The organism is Paenibacillus sp. FSL M7-1046 (assembly GCF_038007405.1).
GTDB lineage: Bacteria > Bacillota > Bacilli > Paenibacillales > Paenibacillaceae > Paenibacillus_AQ.
The window spans coordinates 4,294,946-4,317,711 of record NZ_JBBOXB010000001.1; the positions used below are offsets into that span (position 1 = coordinate 4,294,946).

Annotated in this window: 26 protein-coding genes and 1 pseudogene; 22 read left to right on the forward strand and 5 right to left on the reverse strand. The window is 43.6% G+C overall.

All coding sequences use genetic code 11. The features are described 5' to 3' along the window. The first annotated feature begins 405 nt into the window (after positions 1-405). Positions 406-780, forward strand: coding sequence for a winged helix-turn-helix transcriptional regulator (locus NYE29_RS18905; protein ID WP_076109892.1), 375 nt, complete (start codon positions 406-408; stop codon positions 778-780). Positions 781-880: 100 nt separating this feature from the next. On the opposite strand, the gene NYE29_RS18910 is transcribed toward NYE29_RS18905, so the two are convergent. Beyond that, entirely contained in the window at positions 881-1,369 is a 489-nt protein-coding gene (locus NYE29_RS18910; protein WP_076109891.1) for an NAD(P)H-dependent oxidoreductase, read from the reverse strand. A gap of 513 nt (positions 1,370-1,882) precedes the next feature. On the opposite strand from NYE29_RS18910, the gene NYE29_RS18915 reads away from it, so the two are divergent. From NYE29_RS18915 to NYE29_RS18955, 10 genes and pseudogenes are all read left to right on the forward strand, one after another. Continuing rightward, positions 1,883-2,101, forward strand: coding sequence for a hypothetical protein (locus NYE29_RS18915; protein WP_340897047.1), 219 nt, complete (start codon positions 1,883-1,885; stop codon positions 2,099-2,101). Positions 2,102-2,840: 739 nt separating this feature from the next. After that, positions 2,841-4,673 (forward strand): group II intron reverse transcriptase/maturase, encoded by a 1,833-nt coding sequence (gene ltrA / locus NYE29_RS18920; protein WP_340893965.1) that lies wholly within the window; start codon positions 2,841-2,843, stop codon positions 4,671-4,673. A 400-nt stretch (positions 4,674-5,073) separates the two neighbouring features. Beyond that, a complete protein-coding gene (locus NYE29_RS18925) occupies positions 5,074-5,388 on the forward strand; it encodes a PadR family transcriptional regulator (protein WP_076114578.1) in 315 nt (104 codons plus the stop codon). Positions 5,389-5,401: 13 nt separating this feature from the next. Then, positions 5,402-6,034, forward strand: coding sequence for a DUF2812 domain-containing protein (locus NYE29_RS18930; RefSeq protein ID WP_076114579.1), 633 nt, complete (start codon positions 5,402-5,404; stop codon positions 6,032-6,034). 881 nt (positions 6,035-6,915) lie between these two features. Further along, the gene (locus NYE29_RS18935; protein WP_076114580.1) at positions 6,916-7,863 is read left to right on the forward strand and encodes a hypothetical protein; all 948 of its coding nucleotides are present in this window, start codon (positions 6,916-6,918) and stop codon (positions 7,861-7,863) included. A gap of 16 nt (positions 7,864-7,879) precedes the next feature. Then, the gene (locus tag NYE29_RS34620) at positions 7,880-8,230 is read left to right on the forward strand and encodes an HNH endonuclease signature motif containing protein (protein ID WP_083675971.1); all 351 of its coding nucleotides are present in this window, start codon (positions 7,880-7,882) and stop codon (positions 8,228-8,230) included. Between the two features lie 90 nt (positions 8,231-8,320). Next, entirely contained in the window at positions 8,321-8,443 is a 123-nt protein-coding gene (locus NYE29_RS18940; protein ID WP_256718303.1) for a hypothetical protein, read from the forward strand. A gap of 96 nt (positions 8,444-8,539) precedes the next feature. Continuing rightward, positions 8,540-9,304: a hypothetical protein gene (locus NYE29_RS18945; protein WP_076114582.1), complete on the forward strand. Its 765-nt coding sequence runs from the start codon at positions 8,540-8,542 to the stop codon at positions 9,302-9,304. 133 nt (positions 9,305-9,437) lie between these two features. Then, positions 9,438-9,671: a hypothetical protein gene (locus NYE29_RS18950; RefSeq protein ID WP_340899899.1), complete on the forward strand. Its 234-nt coding sequence runs from the start codon at positions 9,438-9,440 to the stop codon at positions 9,669-9,671. Positions 9,672-9,892: 221 nt separating this feature from the next. Continuing rightward, positions 9,893-10,123, forward strand: a pseudogene (locus tag NYE29_RS18955) (GNAT family N-acetyltransferase); the annotation flags it as partial. A gap of 217 nt (positions 10,124-10,340) precedes the next feature. Here NYE29_RS18955 and NYE29_RS18960 read toward each other — a convergent pair. The 3 genes from NYE29_RS18960 to NYE29_RS18970 form a co-directional block, all read right to left on the reverse strand. Next, positions 10,341-10,607, reverse strand: a complete 267-nt coding sequence (locus NYE29_RS18960) for a hypothetical protein (RefSeq protein ID WP_076114584.1) — start codon at positions 10,605-10,607, stop codon at positions 10,341-10,343. Positions 10,608-10,643: 36 nt separating this feature from the next. After that, positions 10,644-10,844 carry a hypothetical protein gene (locus NYE29_RS18965; protein ID WP_076114585.1) on the reverse strand — a complete coding sequence of 67 codons (201 nt, stop codon included), beginning with the start codon at positions 10,842-10,844 and terminating at the stop codon, positions 10,644-10,646. 332 nt (positions 10,845-11,176) lie between these two features. Then, a complete protein-coding gene (locus NYE29_RS18970) occupies positions 11,177-11,461 on the reverse strand; it encodes a DUF6809 family protein (RefSeq protein ID WP_076114586.1) in 285 nt (94 codons plus the stop codon). A gap of 329 nt (positions 11,462-11,790) precedes the next feature. On the opposite strand from NYE29_RS18970, the gene NYE29_RS18975 reads away from it, so the two are divergent. The 5 genes from NYE29_RS18975 to NYE29_RS18995 all read left to right on the forward strand — a co-directional run bounded on the left by NYE29_RS18975 (position 11,791) and on the right by NYE29_RS18995 (position 15,617). Continuing rightward, complete coding sequence (locus tag NYE29_RS18975) at positions 11,791-12,453, forward strand: HAD family hydrolase (RefSeq protein ID WP_076114587.1); 663 nt, start codon at positions 11,791-11,793, stop codon at positions 12,451-12,453. Positions 12,454-12,481: 28 nt separating this feature from the next. Next, positions 12,482-13,291: a hypothetical protein gene (locus NYE29_RS18980; protein ID WP_340897048.1), complete on the forward strand. Its 810-nt coding sequence runs from the start codon at positions 12,482-12,484 to the stop codon at positions 13,289-13,291. Between the two features lie 178 nt (positions 13,292-13,469). Then, a complete protein-coding gene (locus NYE29_RS18985; RefSeq protein WP_340897049.1) occupies positions 13,470-14,273 on the forward strand; it encodes a protease inhibitor I42 family protein in 804 nt (267 codons plus the stop codon). 68 nt (positions 14,274-14,341) lie between these two features. Continuing rightward, entirely contained in the window at positions 14,342-14,980 is a 639-nt protein-coding gene (locus NYE29_RS18990) for an RNA polymerase sigma factor (RefSeq protein WP_340897050.1), read from the forward strand. Beyond that, a complete protein-coding gene (locus NYE29_RS18995; RefSeq protein WP_340897051.1) occupies positions 14,970-15,617 on the forward strand; it encodes a hypothetical protein in 648 nt (215 codons plus the stop codon). The genes NYE29_RS18990 and NYE29_RS18995 overlap by 11 nt, the downstream gene beginning before the upstream one ends. A 112-nt stretch (positions 15,618-15,729) precedes the next feature. Here the strand turns inward: NYE29_RS18995 and NYE29_RS19000 are convergent, their stop codons facing one another. Further along, complete coding sequence (locus NYE29_RS19000) at positions 15,730-16,638, reverse strand: MBL fold metallo-hydrolase (protein WP_340897052.1); 909 nt, start codon at positions 16,636-16,638, stop codon at positions 15,730-15,732. 255 nt (positions 16,639-16,893) lie between these two features. Here NYE29_RS19000 and NYE29_RS19005 point away from each other — a divergent pair, with 255 nt between their 5' ends. The 6 genes from NYE29_RS19005 to NYE29_RS19030 all read left to right on the forward strand — a co-directional run bounded on the left by NYE29_RS19005 (position 16,894) and on the right by NYE29_RS19030 (position 22,752). Then, complete coding sequence (locus tag NYE29_RS19005) at positions 16,894-17,301, forward strand: PaaI family thioesterase (RefSeq protein WP_340897053.1); 408 nt, start codon at positions 16,894-16,896, stop codon at positions 17,299-17,301. A gap of 40 nt (positions 17,302-17,341) precedes the next feature. Continuing rightward, positions 17,342-18,880 (forward strand): class I adenylate-forming enzyme family protein, encoded by a 1,539-nt coding sequence (locus NYE29_RS19010; RefSeq protein ID WP_340897054.1) that lies wholly within the window; start codon positions 17,342-17,344, stop codon positions 18,878-18,880. Positions 18,881-18,896: 16 nt separating this feature from the next. Beyond that, positions 18,897-19,877, forward strand: a complete 981-nt coding sequence (locus NYE29_RS19015; protein ID WP_076114374.1) for a zinc-binding dehydrogenase — start codon at positions 18,897-18,899, stop codon at positions 19,875-19,877. Between the two features lie 33 nt (positions 19,878-19,910). After that, positions 19,911-20,732, forward strand: a complete 822-nt coding sequence (locus NYE29_RS19020; RefSeq protein ID WP_340897055.1) for a VOC family protein — start codon at positions 19,911-19,913, stop codon at positions 20,730-20,732. Positions 20,733-20,786: 54 nt separating this feature from the next. Further along, positions 20,787-21,590 (forward strand): ABC transporter permease, encoded by an 804-nt coding sequence (locus NYE29_RS19025; RefSeq protein ID WP_340897056.1) that lies wholly within the window; start codon positions 20,787-20,789, stop codon positions 21,588-21,590. A gap of 205 nt (positions 21,591-21,795) precedes the next feature. Further along, positions 21,796-22,752, forward strand: a complete 957-nt coding sequence (locus NYE29_RS19030) for an ABC transporter substrate-binding protein (RefSeq protein ID WP_076114371.1) — start codon at positions 21,796-21,798, stop codon at positions 22,750-22,752. Positions 22,753-22,766 lie beyond the last annotated feature (14 nt).

A 22,766-nucleotide genomic window follows, 5' to 3' on the forward strand; every position in this document is an offset into this window, starting at 1 on the left:
AACTGGTACCAATTGATTATTAGTCAAAGTGCAACACCCCCACGTTGCAAATATTACCATTGGGTGATTATGTATTATGTAATTTATATCACGAGAGGGTGATAACCAGAATGAGCGACAAAACAGGCATTGAGTGGGTAGACGCTACCTGGAACCCGGTGCGACGGTATGGCAAAAGACATCAGCTTGGCATGGTGAATTAGAGTATTGACAGAGAAAATCGACCGATTGATAGTTAGTCACGAGTACTTTGAACTAAATGTTTCAAAATGGTATAGTTAGTTCGTTGCTCACAGGATGATTTTATAGCAGGTTGTAAATTATAATCAAGTCGGGACCTGAGTACGGAGCGGCAACAGGCGTTTACCCTTTCGTTAAATATTTTCTGAAGGAGGGTAATAGCCCATGAGTGATGAAAGCTGTATACTGCCTGGCTTTCAACAGAAGGACACTAACTTCGGCTACACCTTGTCTATCATTAGCGGTAAATATAAAATGACTATTCTCTACTATCTCTCTGAAAACAAGATCGTGCGGTTCAATGAGCTGCAACGGGGTATCGGGACAATACCTTTTAAGACGTTAAGCGTAATGTTGAAAGAACTGGAAGCGGACAGTCTCGTCAGGCGCGAGAAATTCCCCCAAATTCCTCCTAAAGTTGAGTATTCATTGACCGAGAGAGGACAATCGCTTATTCCGGTGATGGATATGATGTGCACTTGGGGAGAGGAAAACTTCGTTTCAGCCGTGCAAGGGACAACAAGACCGTTTCCGATTTGACAAAAGAAGCATTTCCATTAATGGTAATGCTTCTTTTTGTTCCAATTTACATATTTTCGATAAATTCAATATAGCTTTGTGAACTTATGTCCAATTTTTTTTAAAAATCTGTACTTCCTACCGTCTCATTTTCCGTGCCATAGAAGGCATAAAAGGAACGATAATCAGCGTTGCAGTATAAAAGAGTCATCTCAAAGGGAGATAAAACACGGTCAAGCCCGTAGTGGAATTTACCATCTTCACTATAGTCTCTTTCTCTTCCTCCGGCGGTTACAGCTAATGCCGTTTTTCGATTTCTTAATTTATCACTCTTCGAGCCATATGCCCATCCGTAAGTGAATACTTCGTCTAGCCATTTTTTAAGCAGAGGGGGACTATTAAACCAATAGAGAGGGAATTGTAAGACGAGCTTATCATGCGTTTCAATCAGTTGTTGTTCCTTTTCCACGTTGATTTTTTCATCGGGATAGGCTTTGTGCAGATCGTGTACTGTATATTCGTCTGGATATGTACGGAGTTCTTCGATCCAGCGTTTATTAACGACGGATTTTTCGATATTTGGGTGCGTGACGACAACAAGTGTTTTCAATGGTGTATCCTCCATGTTTGAATCAGATTTAGGACTTGAGTATACCTCGCATCATGGCATGGCGGAAGTACGCACTTTTAGTTCATGTACTTACCTAAAGGTAAGCATAGCAACCTGCCTGCAGTTATGATTGACGTATAGGAATTAATTTATTATTGGGAATACAATGAAATGGACGTGACCCAAACCATGGTGTAGGAACGTCCTTTAGGGTACCCGATCAAATGATAGCAGAAAGAGAGAAGATAAATTTAATTAAACAAAGGGGGGAATTTAGACTGCCGCTGTGTTTTTGAACTGACGTTCTCCGTTAGTGGGATGGAAATTTCACTTGGTCTGGACTTTTAAATCTTCACCAATTAGCTTCGTACCTTCATAAATAACTCCCTGGTCATAATTCGTGATATCAAAATCCTGAATTTAAGATCTTTTTTACCATCGTATGAAGATGCTGCAGTAGCTATCTCATCAAGTTGCCTAAAATACTTCTCGGATTTCACGACTGCATCATCTATGTCTATGCTTGTTTTCTGGCTGCAAGAGACAGTTGGAAATAATGAAATAGATGAGAGGATGAGTAAAATCATCCTTTTAAAAAATGTAAAATCTCCGATTTTACATTTTTTACCTTTGCCATACGACGAAAGGGTTGTAGCGAAGTTGCGCTACTTTAAAGAAGCTTTTTCATCGAGAGTCATAGTGCTTGTTATGCAGTACGAAGATATTCTGTAATAAAAGAAAGCGTGCTTATTCAACTAACGGGAAAGTACGACAAGTTCTGCTATAAGCACCCGGCGGTGTGAAAAGCAGGAGATTCAAAATTAGGAATCTCAACTTTATAACCGAGGATGGGAATGACGGAACCATGTTTCCCGAAACCATCCCGCCAATACTCCTGCATGCATCATGCCTGACAGAGCATGGGGTGTGAAGTACAGGTGGAGTCGGCAGAACAGAGGCTGAAGCCTCCTCACGGAAAGGTATGCCAATGGATATGCCGCGCGGCTGAAAAACTGGATATGGTGAGAATGTTCATTCTTTTTTTTTTGAACTGACGAACTTCCGAATGTACGGGTCTAAAGTTAGAACGTATGGAAACATGCGGGCCATCAAGCGATGGTGTGAGTGGCGTAAAGTAATAATTTTCCCTATGAAATACGCTATGCTGAACAATGGCAGCTTCCAGCTCACAGGCTTAGAGGAAGCACCTACGTCCTGAGATAGCTAGGTTGTAAGGGACTTGGAAAGCAAGGCACGTCGCAACAAGGGCTGTTACCCAAGACGGTTGCAATAAGGCACATGCCGAAATGCATTAAGCCTTGTGAGGGCAGGGGCACGACTGATGAATCTTCTGTAATGGGAGTGGAGGAACAGCCCCAAGTCTAATGGAAAGAACGATCATTCTCCAACGTGAATTGCACCGATCGGGTAGGAACGTGGGAACATCACCTCTACAAGGAGGGATGCCACAGTGCAAGCTCTTCGATACTGGGATTACTACGGCATGACGGACACATTCACAGCGTTATACGATAGTGCCTCGAAAAAGGAAGTTTTCCCGCAACTCTACGACATCATCACATCCAGAAAAAACATCCTCCTCGCCTATCGAATGATGAAATCGAATAAAGGATCGCGGACACCTGGAACCGATGGGAAAACCATTACGGATATCCAAAAGCTATCCGAAGACGAACTAGTCCTTGATATCCAATACAAGTTAAAGAACTACCGCCCCAACAAAGTCAGACGGAAGCGCATTGAAAAGGATAACGGCAAATGGAGACCTCTCGGAATTCCGTGTATTTTGGACCGTATCATTCAGCAGTGCTTTAAGCAGGTGCTTGAGCCAATCGCGGAAGCTCACTTTTATAACCATAGCTATGGTTTCAGACCGTTGCGGTCAACTCACCATGCTATGGCTAGAGTGCAATTTCTAGTGAATCATTCGCAACTCCACTATGTTGTCGACATCGATATTCAAGGCTTCTTTGACAATGTAAATCACGGATTGCTGATCAAGCAGCTATGGAACCTTGGCATTCAGGACAGGCGAACATTAGCATGCATCTCGAAGATGCTAAAGGCAGAAATTGATGGAGAAGGTGTACCTTTCAAAGGAGTTCCACAAGGCGGAATCCTCTCTCCTCTTCTATCCAATATTGTCTTGAACGATCTGGATCAATGGATTGCTGGGCAGTGGGAACTGTTTCCCATGAACGAGTCATACAAGACGAGAACAGGAGAATTGTACGCGAAAAAGCGATCTACTCTGAAAGAAGGATACATTGTCCGCTATGCGGACGACTTCAAAGTTCTCTGCCGAGACTGGAGAACTGCCCACAAGTGGTATCATGCTGTTAAACTGTACCTGAAGGAACGCCTGAAACTGGACATCTCCCCGGAGAAATCGCAGATTGTGAATCTGCGCAAACGGGAGTCCGAATTCCTCGGTTTCACCATCCGTGCGACTAAAAAGGGCAACAAACGAGTGGCGCATACCGGCATTAAAGCCAAAAACAAGCGGAAGATCAAAGAAGAAGCCAAAGCGCGCATCAAGAAACTTAGAGCTTCCCCAACCGCACAGAATGCACTGCTGTTCAATAGCTTTGTTCTAGGGATTCATAACTATTTCAAATGGGCAACCCACGTCAACCCCGAGTTCTCACGTCTTGCCTACGATCTACGTGCCTTCATGTTCAATCGTCTCAAACAGATTGGGAAATACGAACACCCTGAAAACCCGCCGCCAACGTACAAGAAATTCTACAGTCGCGGCTTCAGGACATTTAAATTGGCAAACGTGTATTTATATCCTCTTGCTGATGTGAAGACAAGAAATACCATGAGCTTCAGTCAACAGCTGACCCTTTATACAGCAGAAGGAAGAGAGCAAATCCACCAAAAGCTACGGTCAGATTTGCAACACGAAATTGCTTCATTAATGAAATCCCATATCCCAAGTCGAAGTGTAGAGTACATGGATAACCGAATCAGTCGCTACAGTATGAAAATGGGGAAATGCGAAGTTACAGGCATGTATCTTTCTGCGGCAGATGTTCACTGCCATCATTTTGTACCGCTTCATCTGGGCGGCAACGATAAATTCTCTAATCTTCGTATCCTCCAAAAGGAGGTTCATCGGTTAATCCATTCTACATGCAAGCAGACAATTGACGGGCTCATGGCTAAGCTTGGAATAACTGAATCCATGCAGAGCCTGATCAACCAATACCGCACTAAATGCGGATTGGAACCGATCAGTTTTTTTTTTCCAGAACCTAGAGTAACGGGGAACCAATGATCAAGTAGCTTTCATTAGATGGAACGCCGGATGCCGGGAAACTGGCACGTCCGGTGTGGCGCAGGGGAAAAGCCGGAGATTATATCAAACGCTTACCTATTGCAACCTATAGCTCAGTACAGACAGAAGCAGCCGGGCTTGAGGACCGGCTGCTTCTCGTTACGTTAACGGGCAGGATAATTTAATATTTCGCTCATTACTGTTATTTTATCATTTACTGTCATGTGGAACCAAAGAATTAGTTTTATTGATAATATCATGCTTATGTTTCTGCTGGTTTACAAAAAAAAGGTATTTTTATATTGACTTATACAGTCTAACTATATATAATGACGGTATACAGTCAGACTGTATACGTGAGTTTTTTTAAATGACTAATTAAAGTAGGAGGGACTACAAATTGAATAGGAATAAAAATCTACCGCTAACTGAAACAGTATATTATATTTTATTGGCTTTAATTGAACCAGCACACGGATATTTGATTATGCAAAAGGTTGAAGAGTTAAGTGAAGGGGCTGTGAGATTAGCTGCTGGAACGTTATATGGCGCAATTGAAAACCTTCTTAAACTCAAATTTATTAAGCCTGTTAAGAGTGAAGATAGTCGCCGCAAGGTGTATGTCATCACAGAAGAAGGAATTGAAATATTACAACTAGATACTGCAAGAATGAATCGTCTGATTGATACTATGAAGAAAGTTTTAAAAAATTAATGGAGGTGTTGAAATGAAAAAATGGATGTTCTTTACGAATTTTGAAAAAGAAGAAAAGTGGTTGAATGAGATGGCTAAGCAAGGTTATCAAATAATAAAAAAATCATTTTATTCTAATATGTACGAGTTTAAAACTATAGAACCGGAAAACTCTATCATTAAAATTGATTATCGCAAATTTAATAAAATGGAGGAATATAAAAATTATCTTACACTCTTTGAAGACAGCGGATGGGAACATCTCGCTGGAACTAAAAAATCGGGCTATCAGTATTTCAAAAAGGTTGACATCAGCGGTAGCGATGATATTTTTTCCGATGTTGCTTCTAAAGCTGGACGATACAAACGCTTATCGGACATGTCAATTACACAGCTTTCGTTTTTACTACCAATATTCGCTATATTAATTGCAACAGACTTAATAGAACCCCTAGCTATTTTGAATCCCAAAGGACTATATTATACACCAGGATTGTGGGAAAGAAGTGGCGGAGATTTTACCAGAGCTTTTCTATTCGAGACACCCTTTGCTTTATTTAGAGGATTTCTCGTGGCGTTAATTCCTGTTACTATTGTAATGTATTTTGTATTTGCAATTAAAGCAAGTAGCGAATATAAGAAATCGATTAATCGGTGGCTCCATTAAGCTAAAGGAGAACGATAGTTGAATGAGGGTCTGTTTTAAACAACTTTATTTCTACCCCGGCTATGATCCCAGGCCGGGGTTACTGCATTTTATCTGGTGGTTTTAAACAACTTTATTATCAGACAACATCTCTTGTCCTAAAAATGTGTACAAATTAAGTCGCTCTACGGTATATAGAGTGGTCCACATCTGGTAGAGATACTCGATATGGAACATTCTAAAAAGGTGTGATAAATATGTTAAGAGAGCATTGTTTTACAGTCAACCTAGTTGAGACCGAGGGGAAAATAGCGCCTTAATGGTCATGTGCGGTACATGATCGATACGTATGGTATTTTGAAAATGAGTTTGCGGAACAATGGGTAGAAAAATTATTAATTCAGAGCTTATTATTACGGGTCGGGATATTGGCTGGTGAGAAATAAAATATCATTTGATGAGGCCCGTTTAGAGCAACTTCGTTTGCTTTATAAAATTAAGGTGGAACTTTAGATTTAAAATTGTATCCTAAGGATTCACTCAAAATCGATGGTATCAACATTTCATTGATACAGTGGGTTTTCAACGAACCTGAAGAGTACTGGCTACTTGCTGTGATTAGTTCTGCAATACCTGTAATGAATTTGAGAAACATGTCACGGAAGGGAAATAAAGCATTAGATAAATAATGAGTTCAACCTCACGGCCGAATCACTTTAGCAACCATCAAGCTGGAATCCCATAAAAAAGCCGCTCATCCTTTTATCCGAGGATGACTGGCTTTAGTGTTACATTTAGACAAAAGCCTAGGGAAGCTAACGAGCTCGATGAGCTTTTGATTAATAATTCGTTATTACTAAGGGCACTTTATGAGTAATCAAAACGAATGGGAGGTACGAACAATGCAGGATTACCAGAAGCCTTTTATTGGGGTCTATGAACATTTCCGAAGAATTGAGTCATCAGGTTTTATTGCCGCTATTCCTATTATTGAAGATCCTATCGAGGGTGTTAATACGAGAGTGCTAAAAATTAAAACTGATGGTGCTGAAATAGTTCATGATGATGGTTTAAATACCGACGTATTCCCCCCACAGGAGGCATTTCGTCGAGTGTTAGAAGTTTTTAGTCAAAGAAATTTACCTTCACACGGAGCGATTCCTATTTATGGTCTAGATCCCTCTATGTATAATAATTTTTTGCAGTTTAAATGCTCGCCTCAAGGCATTCCAACAGGAGAATTAATTAGGGACAACAGTGGCGATATTGAAGATCCTTTGACATGGCATAAAGCTGTTGATAAGTACGCGCGAGATAAAGGTTTTGTAGGTGGGATTCCTGTAGTATTTAATGGTGATACTGTATTCGTTTATTTATTATCATCAGCAGAAGCAGAGGTGGATGTTTTTTATGCTCATGAGATTAATCACTATACGAATATGACGTTTAATATTCCAGATGCTCAGCGTGACCTTTTATTGGAAGCGCATGAATTAATACTTTCAAAAATTGATTGTAATACACATCCAGAAATACCTGCTGGGGTAAAAAGTGCCTTTGGTTTTTCGGAACTCGTTTATCGCGATATAGGTGATAACGTTCCCTGTGATGTCCGCCCAGGTTTTATTTTGCTCGGATGTTACTATAATTCCCGAATTTGGTTAAATTTTGCGGAACTTGCGTCTTCTGAAAGTTTAGCTAAGACAGTAATTCATGAAATAATGCACAGTTGCGGCTACGATCATCCAGAAAGACCTGATCCGGACGATCTTAGTCACCCTTATTACTCTAGTATTCCTGTATTAGCTGAATTATGTATTGATGGTGGCTTTTCTGCCGGTCTTCTGTAAATACCGTATAAAATAAATGGTACCCATAGTAGTGAATCCCAAGGACTGTCTACTCTACGGAGTAGAGAGTTCATTTCATTTTCTTAGGAGATGCAATTGTGCCAAGACCCACACACAGGATCAATATCAAGATAAATGCCAAGTATGCAGCTATAGAATTGATCTAAGCGAGGGGGATTTCTATTCGGAGACACACCACATCCAACCTCGGTCCGAAGAAGGTCCTGACGTCTTCGATAACATGATCGTTGCCTGTCGCAATTGCCATATCCTCTTGGACAGCGGCTCTATTACAATCAACATTAAAACCAAGCAGGTCATTCACCGCGATCCGGACATGTGCTCAATACAATGCAGATTATCCTAAAGCACACCATTGATCAAGGATTTTATCAATTACCATAATACAATGAAATATAAAGAGTTGGGCATGCGTTAAGTCAGTAGGTGGAAAGTGGTGGCAATAAGGGATGCTTCGGGAGCAGCGGGAATGATGTGCTGGCTACGCTGGACAGGAGCAGAGACAACCCTGCCGTCAGGCGGCAAGAGGAACTTCGCGCCATTGGCTGGGATGACCTGAACTTGTCTCGGGTTGGTGGCAATCAGGTCATCGAAAATAATAAAACGAAATTATGTTAATAATATCTGATGAATAAATCTGCTAGGGAGGTTGCCTATGGAATATATTATTGCCGTTATCACTGCTGTTGTGAATGCATATTTAGAAAGGGAAAAGGCACAACAAGATGAGGAACGTTCTATGCGAGTAATTAGAGAAATGAATGAATACGTGACAAACAATGGTCAGAAAATACTGGATGCTCTTTTCGATTTAAAAATAAACGAATTAATTGGTCTATATTTAGGTCAAATTGAGAACTTTAAAGAGTATGAACCGACTGATGATATGAAGAGCACTCTGGAGAAATTGGCATACGATATTAATCTACATATAGTTGGGCCACTAATAAATTTATTTGACACACACAAGAATAATATTTCCCGAGTTAGAAAAATAGTACATTTATTAGTCCTTACAATTTCTCTTCGTGCCCTTGTACTATCAGAATTAAAGTTCAGACATGGCGACGATAGGGACGAGCATCTGCTTGAACAGTGGAAATATGCTAGTGGATGTGCTAAGTGGGTTATTGACAATCAATTAGAACATCACTTTAATCCGACATTCCGTATTTGGAATATCTGTGAGGAGAATTTCCGTACAGACACGACGTGTCTCCCTACAGGAGAAACAGACCCTTGGCGAACCCCTTCGACATGCTGTATCCCTGAGTTTAAAGAGTATAAACCTGAACGAGATAACCTTCAGAAAGATAAAGAGCAAGGTTATAAGATAGATGAAGCTATTAACTACTTGGAAGGTTTTTACTTGTTGAAGAAATGGGAAATAATTAAAGTTAATGAGAAACCAACGCATTAAAAAGACTGGACAAGATCCGAATTGAGGAACAACAAATAGCGCCAAAGGTAGGGACTAGGAAGAAGCACAAGCTTTGTTGCCCGAGGAGAAGAACATATATTCACTAAGGGCCGCGCCAGTCGCGGAAAGCGCCTTGCCTAATTTGTGGGTTCTGCTTTCGGTCCGATCGGCACAGTTGCAGGTGCTGTTGCTGGCGGTGCGCTGGGTAACCAAGCCGGTGAGCAAGCCAATGAAAACGGCGGTAACACAAACCAGAAACAACGAAATCAACAGCAACAGCAATAGCACTTACAAGCGAGTAACATTGGGTGCGGGGGTAACCCTGTACCTTAAATTATCCGTGCAAATATTGAGAACATTCGCTTAACTACCGTTTTTTTATATTTAACGGTAGTTTCATTAATGACGCTGCTGATTTCGTTGATCTGAATGAGGTGGATCGATATTTTTCCAAAAGAAGTACTTTTACCGATTAGTTAGCCTGGCTCCCTGTCGAAGAACCGCCGCGGTTAATCGATTTGAAACATTTTGTCGTTGAATTGTTTTGATTCTTAACAAAGCAAGCACATTTGTCAGTTGTTCCAAAACATGAATATGATTTGGGTTGATGAACAATATCGAGACAAGGGTGTAGGAAAGCAAGTTGTCCTCTTCTGGGAAGAACAAATGAAACAAAAGGGCTTCAATCTGGTTATGACATCCACTCAGGCTGATGAAGGAGCCCAACATTTTTATAGAAAACTAGGCTACAAAGATGCAGGATGCTTACTAATTGATACACAACCATTGGAAATACTCCTTACAAAAAACTTAAACTAAAGGGAAACGTTAGTTCAATGATTCAGAGACAGTCTAGGGCGTCTAAATCTTATTTTATGGAGTCTGCCGGTATGACAATTCTAATAAACACGTTGAATAAAGACATCCAGTCTAATTCTCTATTTTTTTGTTGACTCACGTAACCCGATCTGCGACCATCCCGACATAAGCCGGGAGGTTTCCCGCGAACCGTTAAGACTGATCAGGCGATTATAAGTCAAACTCTTCCCATCCTGATGCCAATAAGAACCTTTGAGGCTTCTTCTAAGGCTTCCGGTTCTATTACCATTAATAGCGGCTCTCCAATATCTATCATTGCACCTATACGCTTACTGTAGCCTTCGAAGGTTCCGATGGATATAATTTCACCGCACCGTCCGCCAAACCCACTATCATGACCTTCTACGATCTGCACGGTTAGCCCCGGATTCAACTCATTCCATTTCATAATGTTGGTGCCCTTCCTTTCGTATTCAAAGTTCATTCATCCTCGCCGCCGGTCCAAGGCTTATAGCGCACATCAGGTGGTGTCGTCTACTTTATTTAGTGCTGCCAGTACAATCTTGATATCTCGCACCTTGGCAAATGGTGAACGGTCACTTTCGACGATGGTTTCTATCCGGTTAAGAGCTGCATCTCGGCGGAACCTCACATCATGTTTTCCGGGGGACTGTTCAATCAAATGCTTGGTTAATTCAACTATGACTTTTTCTCGATCCATTTTATCCTCCTTTAGAGGGGCTAGAGGGCCAGATTATCAAAATACTCTCTTATTAAACCCCAAACCTCTGATCATTTTCTGAACATCAGCGATATGTATCTAATATTATGAGTGCGTATGATAGTGTGCAGAACGTAAGACGAAGTTAGCTGGTGTTTATTTTGTTCGGTGATGGTTTGAGAATCGGGCTTGTATGCATCGATTTTACGGGATTTCTGCAACATATCATTTTTTGAGCTGTCTGTTCTAATAAAAATGATAGCGGCAAAGAAACGTTTACAGCGTTCCGCATGAAATTCCTGCAACGTAGTTCTGTCAAGAAAGTTACTGAGCTAGCGGGCAAGCTCATCTTTTCCAGTTAAGACCTCAACCATGATGCCTGCCCCCAGGCGGAAGCCATAGGCAAAGGAGGAGGCCAACTCCATCCCATGAGTTTGACCATATAAGTCCAGTAACTTCTCAAGCTCATCAAACTCCTCTTCAGAATGCCGCTTCCTCCAAGCCTCTACGGTTTCAGATGTTTTCCGGCTTGCCTGACGGTAATGCGGATCATTGGGTACAACCTTTTCATCTGGGCACAAATTTCCATGAAATAGCTGATCTAGCAGGCTCCTCATTTCTCTTCATCCTTTCGAGTTTTCAGGTAAGACATCTTTTAATTTCATTATCTGGTCATCTCTATCATGAAATCTACGGAGTATATTCTACAGAATGGGATTTATTTTTGATTTGTGGTAACAAATGGAAGGTGTGATATGCTAAATTTGATATAATTTAATAGTGGATTATTTGCAGGATGACTGGGGATATAGATTGGACTTGAAACTTGAGGAAAGGGAGCGGAGTGACGGAGGGGAAGTTTGGAACTGTAGGAGCGATACTCTAAACTTTTCAGTTCAATCTATATAGGTAAAGTAAATAAACAACATTGGAGATGAACAAGATCATGGCGAAAGCAATTTTTCTTGATTTTTACGGTACGTTGGTATATGAAAACAGTGAAATTACTATGGAGGTCATCGAACAAGTCTATAACACTGGAAAGGCAAAGGACAAAATGGAAGCTGCCAGGTTTTGGTGGAGAAATTTAGCAGAGCTGCGTGCCGCTTCATTTGGAGAGACGTTTCTGCCACAGTATGAACTGGCTGTCCAGGCGTTTGAGACAACCATTCAGCATTATTCTTCCACAGCGGATGCCAAAAAGCTTGCTGGCAGGCTTGCAGAACATTGGAGTAATCCTCCTGTCTACAAAGATGTCGAGGCTTTTCTCTCAGCCAACCGGTTGCCGATATACATTGTGACGAATTGCGATACTATTTTTGTGGAAACAGCATTGTTCAACATGGGGTTACAACCAAATGGACTGATTACAAGCGAGATGGCAAAAGCTTATAAGCCCCGCAAGGAAATTTTCGAACTGGCCTTGGAGGTATCCGGGGTGAGTGCTGACGATGTGATACATATTGGCGATTCAGTAAGCGGTGATGTCACGGGTGCTGCTAATGTTGGAATTCAACCGTTGTTTTTAAATCGGGAAAACAAAGAGACGCCTCCTGGAGTAACGTCGATTAATTCGTTGTCTGATATTAATAAAATTCTGCATATTTAACCGTAAGAAGGATGGGAGTACTTTGACAATGCGTAGAAAGTATTTATTGTTTGTTTTAACCATGGTTATCTCTGTAATTTCATTAAGCGGGTGTGAAAGTGTAAAAGAAGCAGACCTGAAAAAACCGGTTGAAAATTATTTGGATGAGCGATATGGCTTCAAGGAGCCGTTTAAATTTCTGACATGGGATGATAATTGGTTTGAAGGTATTGATCATCAGACAGCTATTGAAATCGGCAAACCCTATCATGCGACTGCTTATATTATGCTCGAACGGGATACTTACAAAATTGCTGAGGAAAGAAGTGATAATGTATTTTTTGAATTATATAAAGGTGCCTATATCGAACAGCATCCAGAGGTAATGAAAGTAACCGAACAACTGATTGACAAATATGATTTAATGAAGAAATCAGCAAGTGAGTACGATAAAATGAAAGGGAATTACTACTACTATCTTAATGTTAATCTGAATACAAAACAGGCGGATAAACTCATAGATACTTTCAGTCAGACTCAAAAAATTGATACCCTAAATTCTCTGCCCGACATGTCTGATCCATTAAGTAAAGAGGGTAACAGATATCGGGGCGTAATTAATTTTAATTTTGATTTTAACATCTATAAACAAGACAAAGACGTTCCTCAAGCAGAGGATATTGCAAACGATTTTGAAAAAAGTCATGTTCTCACTGAAGGGCTTTATTGTATCTCTGTGCATACTATAGAGGTTCATGATAAGGGAGTTTCTCAAGGAATGGATCCCAGGAATAATAACGTTCGTTTTAAGGTCGATAGAAATGGTGAGTTTAAAAATATAAGTGTGTTGGAAGAGTAAAGGTCGGAGTCCTGTGTGGTTAAAAGCCATATCAGGGCTTTTTTGTTTATCTCAGATGATAGCCTTGCTTACAAGTCGGACAAAAATTTAACAGCTTGCAACAATTCCACTTTGTAATTTGTATATATAGTGAAAAGGTACCTGAAAGCAACCAAAAACGCAAATGGAGGGTTTTATTATGAAAATTACAAAATCGATGATCACAGCGGCCTGTCTGGCAAGTTGTCTGTCGGCAGGCAGTATGAGCTTGGCAGGAAAGGCTTTTGCAAATATTTCACCGGTGAAAGTAGTGGACAACGTTAAAGTAAACAAATCAAACAAATCTGTACAGGAGAGCGGGCATGTGAAAAAAGTGGCGGCAGGCGAAACGTTTGAGATTACGCTGGAGGAAAATGCATCTACCGGTTACTCCTGGAGTTATGCCGCAGATGGCGATACACTTGAGCTTATTGCCGAAAAAAGTAAATATCCCGAACAGACAGATCCCCCAATGGTGGGTGTTGCAAGCCAAAAAACCTGGACATTTAAAGCAACAAAAGCAGGCACGTATACGTTGAAGTTTACGTACACTCAGGCGTGGGAGAAGGATCAGAAACCTGCGCAAACGGTGAATTATACCATTCAGGTGAACAAGCAAAGCGCCAACGGCAGCAAAGCGGCAAAACAACAGCCGTTGGCCGTTTTGAAAACGGGAAAAGTGAATACTGTGAAGGCCGGTCAACCATTTCATGTGAAGCTGGAAGAGAATACGACTACTGGATACTCCTGGAGCTACGATATCAACAGCAATGCAGTTAACCTGATTGCTGAAGAAAACAGATTTCCGGCCCCAATTAATGTTGATGGAGCGCCGGGTGAGAAGATATGGACATTTAAAGCGAAAAAAGCTGGCACATATACATTGAAGTTTACTTATATCCAGTCCTGGGAGAAGGAACAAAAACCTGCACAAACAGTGACATATACCGTGAAAGTAAACTAATATGCCTATTTGCCTGTAAAAGAAACCATGGTATAGGTGTGGATGCATGATGTTTGGGAGGTCTTGATTTGCTTACAATTGAACAGGGGAACCACAACCTGTTACACCGGTTAATACGATATATTATCTATTTATACAACAGGCTGGCACTGATTTGGCGACCGGCTCTAAAGGTGGAGCCTGGCCACGGGCAATCGGTTGTTCTGGATAGATTCCAGCAACGGGTAGAAATGAATATAAAGGCGGAGCAGCTTCTAGGTGACTATGGAACCTCCATTTTGCGGATGGCCTATTCGTATCTACACAGTCTTGCTGACGCCGAAGATGTGCTGCAGGATACCTTAATCCAGTATCTAAAGGCAGCGCCCCGTATTGAAAATACTGCACATGAAAAAGCATGGCTGCTAAGGGTAGCGGTTAATCTCAGCAAAAATAAAATCAGTTATAACAAGAGGCATGATACCATTGAACTTAATGAAGAAGTGATTTCTGCCGGGGAACTGGATCTGCAGTTTGTATGGGAGGCGGTGAGCGGCTTGCCGGTCATGTATTCCGAAGTTTTGCATCTGTTTTATCATGAGGGATGTTCGACTGCACAAATTGCGGAGCTATTGGCTAAAAAGGAATCCACGATTCGTTCGCTCCTTCACCGTGCCAGGGAAAAGCTCAAGATCATTTTGAAGGAGGAATATGACTTTGCCGAATAAATATAACGAGATCATGAGCAGAGTTACGGTGACGTCCGACATGCATGAACGGATCATAGACAACATTCGCCGGGCGGATTTGGACCCAAAAGGGTATCGGCTTCAGCAACTGTTCAGACATAACAAAAGGGCTATGTCTATCGCTGTCTGCTTTCTGTTGTTATTGACCGGTGCGTTTGTGACGACACAAAATTTACATCAGAGCGAAACCGTTCAGCCCATTGAACAGGTGCCCGGCCCGGTATTGGGAGTGCCCTACATAACCGAATACCCGTCAGTGCAGGAGCTTGCCACAGGCATTGGCTTTGAAGTGAAAGAGGTCACGCAAATTCCATTTCAGGTGAGGCAGACAGACTACTCATCCGTATCCGGAGAAATGGCACAAATTCATTACAGTGGTGCCGATAACAGTCTGATGTTTAGAATGTCGCCGGGTAATAACGATATCAGCGGCGATTATAAGCAATACAATGATACAAAAACCATTTCATTAAAAGATGAAAGAGTGACGATTAAGGGAAACGGTGGCAAGTATGAACTGGCGATTTGGCAATCTAACGGATTCTCGTATTGCCTGAGTACAGAGAAAGGAATCAGTGAAAAAGATTTGATGCTTACGGTACAGTCCGTACAGTAGTTCCTTAAACCAGCTTAGAAAAGAACAAGGAAGATCGCAAGGCTCTCATGAAGTAATGAGGGTCATGCGATCTTTTTTTAAGTTCAGAATACCACTTACAGAAAGAACACTTTCAAAGCAAGGCACAAAACAAAGATTCGTCCCGCTCTTTAAGGACAAGCTCATTCCTCTTCTGTAAATACCGCAAGTGCGCAACTGTCTCCCCAAGCGCAAAACTTACGGAGGCAGGATCGGCCACCTTGGGGAATAAACGGGTGCTGATCTCATAAGGAGTGAGTTCTCCGGCGTTGGAATGTTTCCATATGGACCGGATCTCCTGAAGACGTTCAAGATGATGCTCAATTACGCGGTCGATGAACGATTCGGACAACTGAAATGCTTCGCCGTGCCCGGGAAGGACAGTTTGTATATGTAAGGTTTGCAGCTTTTTTAGGGTATCAAAATAATCCTGCAAAGGGTCTGCGCCGGTACTGTAATCATACGTAATATTAGGTGTGATTTTCTCAAGCAGAAGGTCACCGCCTATGAACAATCCGCTGGCCTGGTGGAGAAAGCCAACACTCCCTTCAGCATGACCGTTACCAAACTTCACTTGAAATTGCGTTCCGCCTAGTAGAATGTCCTCCTCTGGCTCCAAGAGCACTTTGGCCCCTTCGATCGGCTTCACCCAAGTAAACAGTTCTTCATTATGTTCACTCATTTGGGCAACGAGCGAAGCAGGAACACCGCATTTTCGGCTGAATTGGGCGGATTTCCTGATAGATTCGCTATGATAGGTGCGGTCTGCCCAGTCAAAAGTCTCCTTGCTGCTGTAAACAGCGGCATCCGTCCACTGCTGAAACATCCCCGCAAGACCGTAATGGTCCGGGTGGTAATGAGTCACGATAATCCTTCTGATGTCCCCGAAAGTCAGATCATAACGCTGTAAAGCTTCAGTCCAGACCGTTAAGGTATTGTCTGTAGCTAAACCAGGATCAATCACGCTCCATCCTTCTTCATCTTCTATAAGATAACTATTCACATGATTGAGACGTAGGGGCAGAGGCAACCTCACTTTGTGTATGCGCAGCTCTAAAGGATTCATTAGTATCTCCTTTTAAATTAATCCGGTTTATCGGAATTATAAAAATTAGTTTGAACTATAATCGAGAAATGCGGTAGTGTCAACGTTTTTTAATTTAAAATTGTTTATTCACAATTGTGTTGACAAATTAATCATAGCGGTTTAGTATGATTAAAAATGTTTCGTTGGCAAACAAAAAGGGGGTGACACAGCATGAAGGATGTAATCAACCGGGAGCAGATTGAAACCTTGCTTAGAAGCTCGGCATATCACCGCTTTTTGGATGTTCAAGTTGAAGAACTAAATGAAGAGTCCATTACGATTTTACTGCCTGACAACGATCTGTTTGTTACAGGGGACGCTGAATATATTCACGGCGGGATCATTGCAACGCTGATCGACATCGCCGGATACTTTGCGGTACATCGCAAGGTGAATCTGCCTACACCCACTATTGATTTGCGGATTGACTATTTGAGGCCGGCAGCGCCTGGTGTTCTGCGTGCCAAGGCCAATCTGGTCAAATTAGGGAGAACGGTTAGTCTGGCAGATATTTCGGTAACAGACCATACAGGAAAGGAAGTTGCTGTCGGCCGGGGATTGTTTAGCTCGAAGCAGTAACCGTATATATTTGGAGGTCAGCCCTAGAAAGGGAGGAGTTATGAGTACGTATAATTTTGCGAGCATCATTCAAGAATCTGCTGCACGTTATCCTTCAAAGATTGCCTTGATCACGCCCCAGATTACATTGAATTATTCAGAGCTGGCCCGGCGTGTGAATCAAGCGGGGAACCTCTTTCTAAACCTGGGTGTTCATCCGCAAGACCGTGTCAGCATATTGTTCACTAATGATTACCGGTTCCTGGAAATTTGCTTCGGGTTGATGTCGATCGGCGCTATTCCGGTGCCGATGAATGCCAAGCTGGGTGCGGAGACGTTAGCTTATGTGTACCGCAACAGCGGAAGCCGGGTTCTAATTTTTCACGATGAACTGAATGAGAAGGCACAGGCTGTGCAGCAGATCAGTGAAGCTTCTATACTTGTACGCTGTGCTAGCGTGAATGAACAAGCAACTCCCGTTGCACTGTCCTACGATGAGTTGCTTCCTCAGCAGTCCGTAAGTCTGGAGCTGTACCCGTCAGAGGAGAGGGCGATCTGCTTCCTCCCCTATACATCCGGTTCAACCGGGAATCCCAAAGGATGCAGGCTAACTCACCGGGGGCAGCTATGGAACGTTCAGTCTACCTCGCAGCTAAGAGGTTTAACGGATGAGACGCGGGTGATCATCTCTCTGCCTCTCTACCACAAAAATGCGATGACGACGATGAAGACCATTTTCTATCTCGGGGCATCAGCCGTCGTACTCCCAAAAGCGGATCCAGAGCAGATCGTGAAAGCCATTGAGACTCACCGCTGTACATATATGACGGGTGTACCCGCTTTATATCGAATGATAGTAAGTTATCTGAAAGAACATCCGGGGTTCGATCTTACATCCTTACGTTTTGGCATATGCGGTTCCTCCGATACGCCTAGCGAGCTGTTAGAAGAGGTGCAGCAGCTCTTAGGAATTCCAATGTATGAAGGATATGGGCTTACTGAAGGGGGGCCTGTCGTACTGGAATCCCGGGAAGGTATTCAGCGGATAGGCTCTGCAGGTATTCCTGTGCCGGGCTGTAAGATTCGAATTGTGGATGAACAAGAGAACGAGGTCGGTCCGAATGTAACCGGTGAGCTTTGGGTGAATAACCCGGGCGTAGCTGACGGGTATTGGAATCTCCCGGAGGTCACTGCCCGCAGGATTACGCCGGACGGCTGGTTGAAGACAGGCGATGCAGCTTGCAGGGATGAAGATGGATTCATTTATATTGTTGGACGTAAGGACGACATGATGAATGTGGGAGGAGAGAACGTCTATCCCAAAGAGGTGGAGAACATTCTCCTGAAGCATCCTTTGATTGAGGATGTCTGTGTCCTGCCTATTCCTCATGAAGTGAAGGGTGAGGTTCCTGTAGCCGTCATTGTGACAGGCAAGGGCGGTGAGTTAAAAGAGGATGAAGTGAAGCAGTTCTTTATTCATAACGGTCCCGCTTACGCTCATCCCCGCAAAGTCATCTTCGTGGATGCCTTGCCGCTTACCGGACCTGGCAAGCTTGACCGAACGCGATTAAAAGAGCAAGTCACGCAAAATATAATTTAAGAGGAGAAGATATCCAATGAGAGCTGCACTTATTCTTGAACACGGAGATCGAAATAATGTTGTTGTGGGAGAGTATCCGAAGCCTGAAGCCGGGCCGAAGGAAGTTGTCGTTAAGGTTGAAGCTGTCTCCCTGAACCATCTTGATATTTTCGTACGGCGGGGAATTCCGGGGAGAAAGCTCCCTCTGCCGCATATCTCTGGCGGGGACATCTCTGGAATTGTGGAACAGGTAGGAGAAGGAGTTCTAAATGCCAAGCCTGGTGACCGGGTTCTCATTGATCCATCCATCCCGGGTCATGGAGCACTGGGGGAAGACCTGACAGGCGGACTTGCCGAGTATGTAAAGGTTCCGGCGCAGAATCTGATTCCGCTGCCTGATGAGATCTCCTTCGAGGAAGCCGCGGCTCTTCCGATTGCTTACGGAACAGCCTGGAGAATGCTGATCACCCGCGGCAAGCTGCAAGCCAATGAGACGATCCTGATTCTCGGTGCTAGCGGCGGCGTAGGGAATGCAGCCGTGCTTATCGCTAAGCTGGCCGGTGCCAAAGTCATTGCTGCAGCCGGATCGGATGACAAGCTGGAGAAGCTTAAGGAGCTTGGTGCGGATCTGGTCATTAACTACAATACAACGGATTTCTCGAAAGAAGTCTGGAACTACACCGGCAAAAAAGGAGCGGATGTCGTCGTTGACTATACTGGTAAGGCAACCTGGCCGCAAAGCATCAAGGCGACTGCCGTCAAGGGAAGAATTCTAACTTGCGGTGCAACGACTGGCTATGAAGCGGTGACGGATCTGAGATATGTATGGGTGCGTGAAATTACAATTATCGGTTCCAATGGCTGGGAAGCGGGCGATCTGATCACTTTGCTTGAGCTTGTGCAAAGCCGCAAGCTGAAGCCGATTATTGACAGAGTGTTGCCGCTGGAGGAAATCAGGGAAGCTCACCGCATCATTGAAGAACGTGAATTCTTCGGGAAAATCATTATCAAGCCATAAGGCATAAGGGAGGCGGACATTATCGGATTCACATTGAAGTTTGATCATATTGTTCATTATGTAAATCAGCCGGAACAGGTATTTGAAGAGTTGAAACCTTACGGTATCCATGCCATACATGGCGGGAGACATGAACAGATTGGGACATATAATGCACTCAGCTATTTCGATCTAAGCTATATCGAGTGGATCGGTGTATTCGATCACAGTCTGCTTCCGCTTGGAGACCGGACAAGCCGTTATGGTTTGATTGAGACGTTGGCCAAAGATGGATTTCAGGAAGGGCTGAGCAGGATCGCACTTCGTACCCATGATATTGAAGGTCTTGCAGCGCATCTGCGCAGTCAAGGTCTAGAGGTATTCGGGCCGGAGGCATGCAGCCGCAGAAGACCGGACGGTACGCTGGTAAAGTGGAAGCTGTTATTCGCAGGAGAAGCCGGCGTTGAACACGGACTTCCGCTGCCCTTCTTCATCCAGTGGGAAGGAGAAGACCCGGAGCGGAAGATGGAACTGCAGGAGGCCGGAGTAATCCTTCCGCATGAACGTGGACTTCTCCAGCTTAGAGAGGTCGGGTTTACCGTGAGTCGTCTGCAGGAGACCGTTGAAAAATGGGCGAAATGGTTCCGCGTCCACGCGGGTGAAGTTACCTATGATCCTATATTGCGGGGCAATCGGCAGACTCTGGATCTGCACGGAACTTTACTCAGCTTTGTGGAGCCAGTGGAAGAAGGTCCGGCTTCAGAAGCCTTAAAGTCCCGTGGACAGCGGCCGTTCCTTGTAAGATTGAGCTCTGGAGAACCCGGAAGTCAGGAGCAATATGTAAAGATTCTGGGTTCACTATATCACTTGAACTAAGGCTGCCTGTCAAACATCAACTGACAAAACTGGCATAGAAGGGGAGGTTACTGTATGGCCAAAGAGAGGAAAGGCCGAACGGGGCAAAAACCTCTTTGGATTATTATTGTACAGGTCGCATTTGTAATACTGCTGCTGGGGTGGATGGAGCTCGCAGTATCCAAAGGCTGGGTGAGTCGAGTTTTCCTGGCTTCACCAACCCAAATTTGGAATGAGCTTGTCTATACGATTCAAGAAAATACACTGTGGCCGCATCTGATCCTTAGTCTGAAGGAGGTTACAGTAGGTTACTCGATATCTGTCGTTGCCGGAATCGGACTCGGTGTGCTCTTCGTGTCGTTCCCGACATTGGAGAAGCTGATAGATCCGCTGGTAGCCTCAGTAATGGCTATCCCGAAGACAGCGATTATGCCGCTGCTTATCGTCTGGTTTGGGATCGGGTTTACGAGTAAGGTTGTGCTCGTCATTCTCTTCTGTTTTTTCAATATTCTCTACAACACCGTTACAGGTGCCAAACAGATCCGGAACGATCATATCAAACTAGCCAGGGTCTTCAAGGCAAGCAGAGCTCAGACGGTATTCAAGGTGCTTCTGCCATCGGCACTGCCAAGCATTTTCAACGGGCTGCGGATCACGGCGGCCACAGCGATTACCGGCGTTGTCTTTGCAGAGATGGCTGCCTCCAAGGGCGGATTAGGATTTATGTTGAATGAGTCTCAAGCCGTACTTAATACTCCCAGGCTTTACCTGGTTATTATCATCGTAACGATTTTGTCCGTCTTATTCGTGAACATCGTCAATCTTGTCGAGCGGATCACTTGCCGCCGCTGGATTACGAGCCCACATCAATCTAAATAGAGTAGGTGCGAACCATATGAAGAAGCCTAATAAAACATTCAGCCTTTTATCCATTATTCTTATCCTATCGCTCCTCTTGGCAGCGTGCGGTTCTAACTCTGCATCCAATACTACAAGCAATAAATCTACTAATAATTCCAGTAATACCTCCAGTAATACCTCTGCAGATTCCTCATCGAATACAGGCAATAAGGAGACTGTGTCCTTGAATCCAGCCGACGGAGTACCTCCCTGGCAGGGCCGCGACAATGAGCGTGTCAAAATCAATGCCGGCTTCGCCAAAGGGATGACTGGGATAGCCAATCAATTTGCAATAGCGAAAGGCTGGTATTCTGATGCCGGCATAGATCTTGATATTGTGGATATTCCCAATCCTGTAGCGGCATTCGGCGCGGGCGAGGTAGACATTGCCGATGGTGACCCGGGTACTTATATTCCTGCCATCGCTAATGGCGTTAAGATGAAAATCGTCAGCAATATGTGGAGAAGCCGGGGGGCCTACTGGATTATTGCCAAACCGGAGATTAAGACTTGGGCAGATCTGAAAGGCAAGACCATTGGAACCGGTCAAGCTACAGGCGGTATGCCTTTGACGCTCAAGGAGGTTCTTAGCCAGAACGGCATTGATTACAAAAAGGATGTAGAATATGCGGCGAACAGCTTTTATCAGGAAGCCTACGCATCCTTTGTGAAGGGCGAAGTTGACGCTACGATCATTCACCAGCCGTTCGCCACGCTGGCTGAACAAGAAGGGACTGGACATGTTCTTGCGAAAACCTGGGAGTTTGTTCCCGAATATCAGACAGGCGTGCTTGTAGCCAGCCAGAAGTTGATTGATGAACAGCCAGAGGTCGTTGAACGCCTGCTTGAAGTCTACTTTTATGCGAATGAATATGCCAAGACTCATCTGGATGAATTCTATCCTTGGGCAGCTGAATATTTGAATCAGGATGAAGAAACGATTAAGAAGGCCATTAATTCCGAGATCATATTGTGGGAAAATAACCCGATCGTCGATACGAAGCGTCTTCAGGTTACAGAAGATCTGCTAACCAAATATGGCATGCAGCGTGAAGCGATCTCTGTTGACGGTGTTGTAGATAATACATTCGCCGATAAGGTTGCGAAGACACTGCTGCTTGGAAAATATGCTAAACAATAAGCACGCAGGGAGGA

What these genes read in the sequence shown, in the direction of transcription:
- NYE29_RS18905 (WP_076109892.1), top strand. Translation starts at nt 406, where the DNA reads ATGAGTGATGAAAGCTGTATACTGCCTGGCTTTCAACAGAAGGACACT.
- NYE29_RS18915 (WP_340897047.1), top strand. Translation starts at nt 1,883, where the DNA reads ATGTCTATGCTTGTTTTCTGGCTGCAAGAGACAGTTGGAAATAATGAA.
- NYE29_RS18930 (WP_076114579.1), top strand. Translation starts at nt 5,402, where the DNA reads ATGAAAAAATGGATGTTCTTTACGAATTTTGAAAAAGAAGAAAAGTGG.
- NYE29_RS18935 (WP_076114580.1), top strand. Translation starts at nt 6,916, where the DNA reads ATGCAGGATTACCAGAAGCCTTTTATTGGGGTCTATGAACATTTCCGA.
- NYE29_RS34620 (WP_083675971.1), top strand. Translation starts at nt 7,880, where the DNA reads ATGGTACCCATAGTAGTGAATCCCAAGGACTGTCTACTCTACGGAGTA.
- NYE29_RS18945 (WP_076114582.1), top strand. Translation starts at nt 8,540, where the DNA reads ATGGAATATATTATTGCCGTTATCACTGCTGTTGTGAATGCATATTTA.
- NYE29_RS18960 (WP_076114584.1), bottom strand. Translation starts at nt 10,607, where the DNA reads ATGAACTTTGAATACGAAAGGAAGGGCACCAACATTATGAAATGGAAT.
- NYE29_RS18965 (WP_076114585.1), bottom strand. Translation starts at nt 10,844, where the DNA reads ATGGATCGAGAAAAAGTCATAGTTGAATTAACCAAGCATTTGATTGAA.
- NYE29_RS18970 (WP_076114586.1), bottom strand. Translation starts at nt 11,461, where the DNA reads ATGAGGAGCCTGCTAGATCAGCTATTTCATGGAAATTTGTGCCCAGAT.
- NYE29_RS18975 (WP_076114587.1), top strand. Translation starts at nt 11,791, where the DNA reads ATGGCGAAAGCAATTTTTCTTGATTTTTACGGTACGTTGGTATATGAA.
- NYE29_RS18980 (WP_340897048.1), top strand. Translation starts at nt 12,482, where the DNA reads ATGCGTAGAAAGTATTTATTGTTTGTTTTAACCATGGTTATCTCTGTA.
- NYE29_RS18985 (WP_340897049.1), top strand. Translation starts at nt 13,470, where the DNA reads ATGAAAATTACAAAATCGATGATCACAGCGGCCTGTCTGGCAAGTTGT.
- NYE29_RS19005 (WP_340897053.1), top strand. Translation starts at nt 16,894, where the DNA reads ATGAAGGATGTAATCAACCGGGAGCAGATTGAAACCTTGCTTAGAAGC.
- NYE29_RS19010 (WP_340897054.1), top strand. Translation starts at nt 17,342, where the DNA reads ATGAGTACGTATAATTTTGCGAGCATCATTCAAGAATCTGCTGCACGT.
- NYE29_RS19015 (WP_076114374.1), top strand. Translation starts at nt 18,897, where the DNA reads ATGAGAGCTGCACTTATTCTTGAACACGGAGATCGAAATAATGTTGTT.
- NYE29_RS19025 (WP_340897056.1), top strand. Translation starts at nt 20,787, where the DNA reads ATGGCCAAAGAGAGGAAAGGCCGAACGGGGCAAAAACCTCTTTGGATT.